The organism is Phenylobacterium sp. (genome assembly GCF_030654915.1).
Lineage (GTDB): Bacteria > Pseudomonadota > Alphaproteobacteria > Caulobacterales > Caulobacteraceae > Phenylobacterium.
Genome location: NZ_JAURWM010000146.1, coordinates 1 through 4,949, shown reverse-complemented (window position 1 = coordinate 4,949; position 4,949 = coordinate 1). Strand labels below are relative to the sequence as shown.

Below are 4,949 nucleotides of genomic sequence, written 5' to 3'. Positions count from 1 at the left end.
CGACGTGCAGGGCTGTGGATTCCCCGGTCACCGTGGTCCCCTCCTTGGCCGAGCCCACGAAATTGGTCTTGCTCTCGATGGTCGTGGTCCGCGAGCCGGCCGGCAGGTTCAGGAAGCCCCCCACCGCCCCCAGGGCGTCGGCGAAGGCCATGATCGCCCCGCCGTGCAGGATGTGGCCGGAGGTGCAGAGATCGGCCCGCACCTGCAGCTTTCCGATCACCCGGTCCTTGGAAGGATCGGTGATCTGCACCCCCATCAGGTTGGCGAAGGGCATGCCGGTGTCTTGGGCCATGGGGTTTCCTCAGGTCGCGGGCGTTTCTTGGTGTGACCTTAGCCTGCTTCGCGCGCGGCAAAAGCGCCGTCCAGCTTGCGATTTCGGGCCTGCGAGCGTAACGGAACGCTCCGCTTGAAGATCAGGAGAGACTCCGATGGGCTATCGCGTAGCCGTCGTCGGCGCCACGGGTAATGTGGGCCGCGAAATGCTGAACATCCTCGAGGAAGTGAAATTCCCCGTCGACAAGATGCACGCTATCGCCAGCCGCAAGTCCATCGGCGTCGAGGTGTCCTTCGGCGACAAGATCATCAAGTGCGAGGACGTCGAGCAGTTCGACTTCTCCACCGTCGATGTCGTGCTGATGAGCGTGTCCGGCTCATTCTCCAAGACCTGGGCCGAGAAGATCGGCGCCGCCGGCCCCATCGTCATCGACAACTCGTCGGCCTGGCGGATGGACCCCGACGTGCCGCTGATCGTGCCGGAAGTGAACCCGGACGACGTGGCCTATGCCGGCAAGAAGAACATCATCGCCAACCCGAACTGCTCGACCGCCCAGCTGGTGGTGGCGCTGAAGCCGCTGCACGACCGCGCGCGCATCAAGCGGGTGGTGGTCGCGACCTACCAGTCGGTGTCCGGCGCCGGCAAGGAAGGCATGGACGAGCTTTGGGACCAGACCAAGGGCGTCTTCGTCCTCGGCGCGCCTGAGCCCAAGAAGTTCCCCAAGCAGATCGCCTTCAACGTCATCCCCTTCATCGGCGCCTTCGGTGAAGACGGCTACACCGACGAAGAAGCCAAGATGTGGAACGAGGTCCACAAGATGATCGACCCGTCCATCGCGCTCACCGTGACCTGCGTCCGGGTGCCGGTCATGGTCGGCCACTCCGAGGCGGTAAACGTCGAGTTCCACGATCCGATCGACGAGGACGAGGCCCGCGACCTGCTGCGCGACAGCCCTGGCCTGATCGTCATCGATCAGCGCCACGACAAGGGCTACATGACGCCGAAGGAAGCCCAGGGCGAGTTCCCGGTCTTCGTCAGCCGCATCCGCAAGGACCCGACCGTCGAGCATGGCCTGAACATGTGGGTCGTGGCCGACAACCTGCGCAAGGGCGCGGCGCTGAACGCGGTGCAGATCGCCGAACTGCTGCACGAGCGCGGCCTGCTGAAGACCAAGGCCATCGCCGAGTGATGAAACTGGCGATCGGGTGAGGATTCCTCGTCCGATTACCGCCAGGGCGCCGCTGACTAGGCCTTGCGGGTTTCTCGCAGGGCCATAGTTAGGGCGTCCACGCTCGTGCCCGAAGGATCCGCCTTGGCCAAAGATCCGTCCGTCAACAACGCCGCCCTTGGTGCGGGCATGGTCTGCTACATGATCTGGGGCATCGTGCCCCTGGCCTTCCAGGTCATGGGGCGGCAGGGGATCGGCGCCTGGGAAATCCTGGCCCACCGCACCCTCTGGGCTGTGCCGACCGCCTTCCTGTTCGTCCTGCTGGCCCGCCAGACGCCGCAACTGCTCCAGGTGCTGCGTCAGCCCCGGGTGATCGCCTGGCTGGCCCTGTCGGCGGCGATCATCGCGGTCAACTGGCTGGTCTTCATCTGGGCCGTGAACAACGGCCGGGTGCTGGAGACCAGCCTCGGCTATTTCATCAACCCGCTGATGGCCATGGCCGCCGGCGCGCTGATCTTTCGCGAGCGGCTGGACGCCATCGGCAAGGCCGCCATCGGCCTCGCCGCGGTCGGGGTGACCATCCAGGCCATCGCGCTCGGCCACCTGCCGATCATCTCCCTGACCCTAGCCATCAGCTTCTGCGCCTATGGCGTGATCCGCAAACGGGTCGCCGCCGACGCCCAGACCGGCCTGCTGATCGAGTGCCTGATCCTGGCCGTGCCGGGCGTCTTCCTGATCGCCTGGTTGCAAAGCGCCGGCGCGGGCCACTTCACCGCCAGCCTGTCGTCGGCGGCCTGGCTCCTAGCCTGCGGGCCGATGACCGCCATCCCGCTGATGCTGTTCTCCTGGGCCGCCCGCCGCATCCCGTTCTCAGCCATGGGCTTCTTGCAGTTCATCGCCCCCAGCATGACCTTCGTCATGGGCGTCATGCAGGGCGAGGCCTTCACCCCGCTGCGCGGCGTGTCGTTCGGCTTCATCTGGTGCGGCGCGGCGATCTTCGCCTACGGCGCCTGGCGCCGCAGCCGCTTGCTGCGGACGGCGAGCATCGCGGCCTAGCGCCCCGCGTAGGCCGCTTCGATGAGCCGCTTGGCGCGGGCGTCGCCGATCAGGTCGGTGGACTGCTTGTTCATCACATAGGCCCCGGCCAGCTTGGTCTGCGGATCGGCGAACACGCAGGATCCGCCCCAGCCGGAGTGGCCGAAGGTCTGCTCGCCCGGTCCCCAGACCTTCACAGCGCTGTTGCGCATGAAGCCCGCGCCCCAGCTCATCACGAAAGGCAAGACCAGGTCCTGGCCGTGGATACGCTCGCGCGACGCCTCGGCGATCAGCGAGGGCGAGAGGATTTCGCCGCCGTCCAGCCAGCCGTCGTTAGCCAGCGCCCCGATCAACCGGGCCAGCGCCGGCGCCGTGGCGTGTCCATTGGCCGAGGGAATCTCCATCCGCCGCCACTCGGCCTGGCCGCGCCCAGCCGGCGAGGACCAGGGGGTAAGGAAGGCGGCCTTGGTCGCGGCGTTGATCTCGCCGAAATTCGGCAGGCCGCTCGGGCGCTGCAGGTCGGCGGCGCGGTGATGCTCGGCGTCCGGCAGGCCGATCCACAGGTCGAGGCCGAACGGAACCGCGAGGTCCTGGCGCAGGGCCGTCCCCATCGTGCGCCCATCGACCCGGCGGAAGATCTCGCCGGCCAGATAGCCGAAGGTGATTGGATGATAGCCGCTGGCGGTTCCCAGCGGCCATAGCGGGGCCATGGCCGCGAGCTTGGCGCAGATGGCGTCCCAGTCGAACCATAGGGCCGCCTCCATCTCGTCCGGAAAGCCCGACAGGCCTTCCTGATGGCTCATCACCTGCTCGACCGTGATCGCCGCCTTGCCGGCCGCCCCGAACTCCGGCCAGACCTGCGCGACCGGTTGGTCGTAGGCGAGCTTTCCCTGATCGACCAGGCGGGCGATCAGCAGGGCGGCGATGGCCTTGGTGGTCGAGAACACTGGGGTCAGGGTCTTGTCGTCGAAGGACTTGGTGCGAGCGCGGTCAGCAAAGCCGGCCCATAGGTCGACCACCAGTTCGCCGGCCTCGACCAGGGCGAAGCGCGCGCCCAGTTCCTGGCCGGTCGCGAAATTGTCTTCGAAGGCGGCGCGCACGCCGGCGAAGCGCTCGGGGCAGACCCCGTGAATCTCGATGTCGGTCGTCATGCCAATCGCTCCAAACGCACGCTGGGGGAAGTCGTCTTCAGTCTTTGGCCCATACCGATGATCGGAAGCTCGGCGGCCGACGAAGCTTGCGCCGCCGCCACGCTCGCGGCCACCCCGCCGACCGCGCGGGCGAGCGCATCTGAGCCGGTGAGCCCGTCCAGCAGCGCCGCGCCGAACAGGGCGGTCAGCAGGTCGCCCGTCCCCTTCGGCGCGGAAGGCGCGCGAGGATGGACGGCCATCCAGGCCTCGGACAGGTCGGCGTAGATGACGCCGATTTCGGCGCCGCAATCGATCGACGACACCAGCACCGGCTTGCCCAGGCTGCGGGCGGCGGCCAGGGCGGCCTGCGGCGCGGCGATGTCCGCGCCGGTCAGGTGCGACAGTTCCCAGGCATTGGGGGCGAGGATATCAGCGCGGGGGACCAGTTCCTCGATCACCGCGGTAGCCACCTCGGGGGGGACGTAGAGCTTGCCGGCGTCCCCGAGGGTCGGATCGACGATCACCACCGGTCGGGCGCTCTTGGCGTTGAGGCGGCGCACACTGTCGATGGCGCGAGCGGCGACCTTCACCTGTTCTGGTGAGGCGAAATAGCCGGTCAGGACCAGGTCGGTCTCAGCCAGCAACCTGTTGGCCTCGATCCCGGCCAACATCCCTTCAAGCGTCTCGTGGGCCACGCGCGCGCCGCCGGGCGCGCCCCAGCCGGGATGGCGGCCATAAAGCACGGTCGGCACGACCATGCTGTCGATCTCGAAAATGGAGAGGGCGCTCGCCTGGGCCGTTCCGCCCACGTGACTGGCGGCGACATGGTTGGAGATTATGAGCGCGAGCGGCATGCCAGCTCTGATTAGCCGAGCGGCCTCATGGGCCACAAGCAGGCATCCTCCGGTCGCACAGGGCGACCGGAGGAAACCAAAAAGTCCTAGTAGCGGTAGTGGTCCGGCTTGAACGGACCAGCTTCCGGCACGCCGATGTAGTCGGCCTGGTCCTTGGAGAGCGTGGTCAGCTTGGCGCCGAGCTTTTCGAGGTGAAGGAAGGCGACCTTCTCGTCGAGGTGCTTGGGCAGGGTGTAGACCTTGGTCTCGTACTTGGCCTTGTTGGTCCACAGTTCGATCTGGGCCAGGGTCTGGTTGGTGAAGCTGGCGCTCATCACGAAGCTGGGGTGGCCCGTGGCGTTGCCCAGGTTCACCAGGCGGCCTTCCGAGAGCAGGATGATCTTCTTGCCGTCCGGGAATTCCACGTGGTGGACCTGCGGCTTGATCTCGTCCCACTTGAAGTTCTTCAGGCCGGCGACCTGAATTTCCGAGTCGAAGTGACCGATGTT

Annotated in this window: 6 protein-coding genes; 2 read left to right on the top strand and 4 right to left on the bottom strand. The window is 66.9% G+C overall.

Annotated features, from left to right (window positions below; translation table 11 throughout):
• A partial coding sequence (locus tag Q7T84_RS07660; protein ID WP_304807385.1) for a PaaI family thioesterase occupies window positions 1–292 on the bottom strand: 292 nt, incomplete at its 3' end.
• Between the two features lie 136 nt (window positions 293–428).
• Here Q7T84_RS07660 and Q7T84_RS07655 point away from each other — a divergent pair.
• Window positions 429–1,463 carry an aspartate-semialdehyde dehydrogenase gene (locus tag Q7T84_RS07655; RefSeq protein WP_304807383.1) on the top strand — a complete coding sequence of 345 codons (1,035 nt, stop codon included), beginning with the start codon at window positions 429–431 and terminating at the stop codon, window positions 1,461–1,463.
• Window positions 1,464–1,586: 123 nt separating this feature from the next.
• Entirely contained in the window at window positions 1,587–2,498 is a 912-nt protein-coding gene (gene rarD / locus Q7T84_RS07650; protein WP_370653627.1) for an EamA family transporter RarD, read from the top strand.
• On the opposite strand, the gene Q7T84_RS07645 is transcribed toward rarD, so the two are convergent.
• The 3 genes from Q7T84_RS07645 to Q7T84_RS07635 all read right to left on the bottom strand — a co-directional run.
• A complete protein-coding gene (locus Q7T84_RS07645) occupies window positions 2,495–3,628 on the bottom strand; it encodes a serine hydrolase domain-containing protein (protein WP_304807370.1) in 1,134 nt (377 codons plus the stop codon). The genes rarD and Q7T84_RS07645 overlap by 4 nt on opposite strands.
• Window positions 3,625–4,461, bottom strand: a complete 837-nt coding sequence (locus Q7T84_RS07640; RefSeq protein WP_304807368.1) for a PfkB family carbohydrate kinase — start codon at window positions 4,459–4,461, stop codon at window positions 3,625–3,627. The genes Q7T84_RS07645 and Q7T84_RS07640 overlap by 4 nt, the downstream gene beginning before the upstream one ends.
• A gap of 86 nt (window positions 4,462–4,547) precedes the next feature.
• On the bottom strand, window positions 4,548–4,949 hold a 402-nt coding region (locus tag Q7T84_RS07635), incomplete at its 5' end, for an adenosylhomocysteinase (protein ID WP_304807365.1).

Excerpts from the sequence above, each read along its gene's own strand:
- Q7T84_RS07645 (WP_304807370.1), bottom strand. The coding sequence starts at position 3,628 with ATGACGACCGACATCGAGATTCACGGGGTCTGCCCCGAGCGCTTCGCC.
- Q7T84_RS07655 (WP_304807383.1), top strand. The coding sequence starts at position 429 with ATGGGCTATCGCGTAGCCGTCGTCGGCGCCACGGGTAATGTGGGCCGC.
- Q7T84_RS07640 (WP_304807368.1), bottom strand. The coding sequence starts at position 4,461 with ATGCCGCTCGCGCTCATAATCTCCAACCATGTCGCCGCCAGTCACGTG.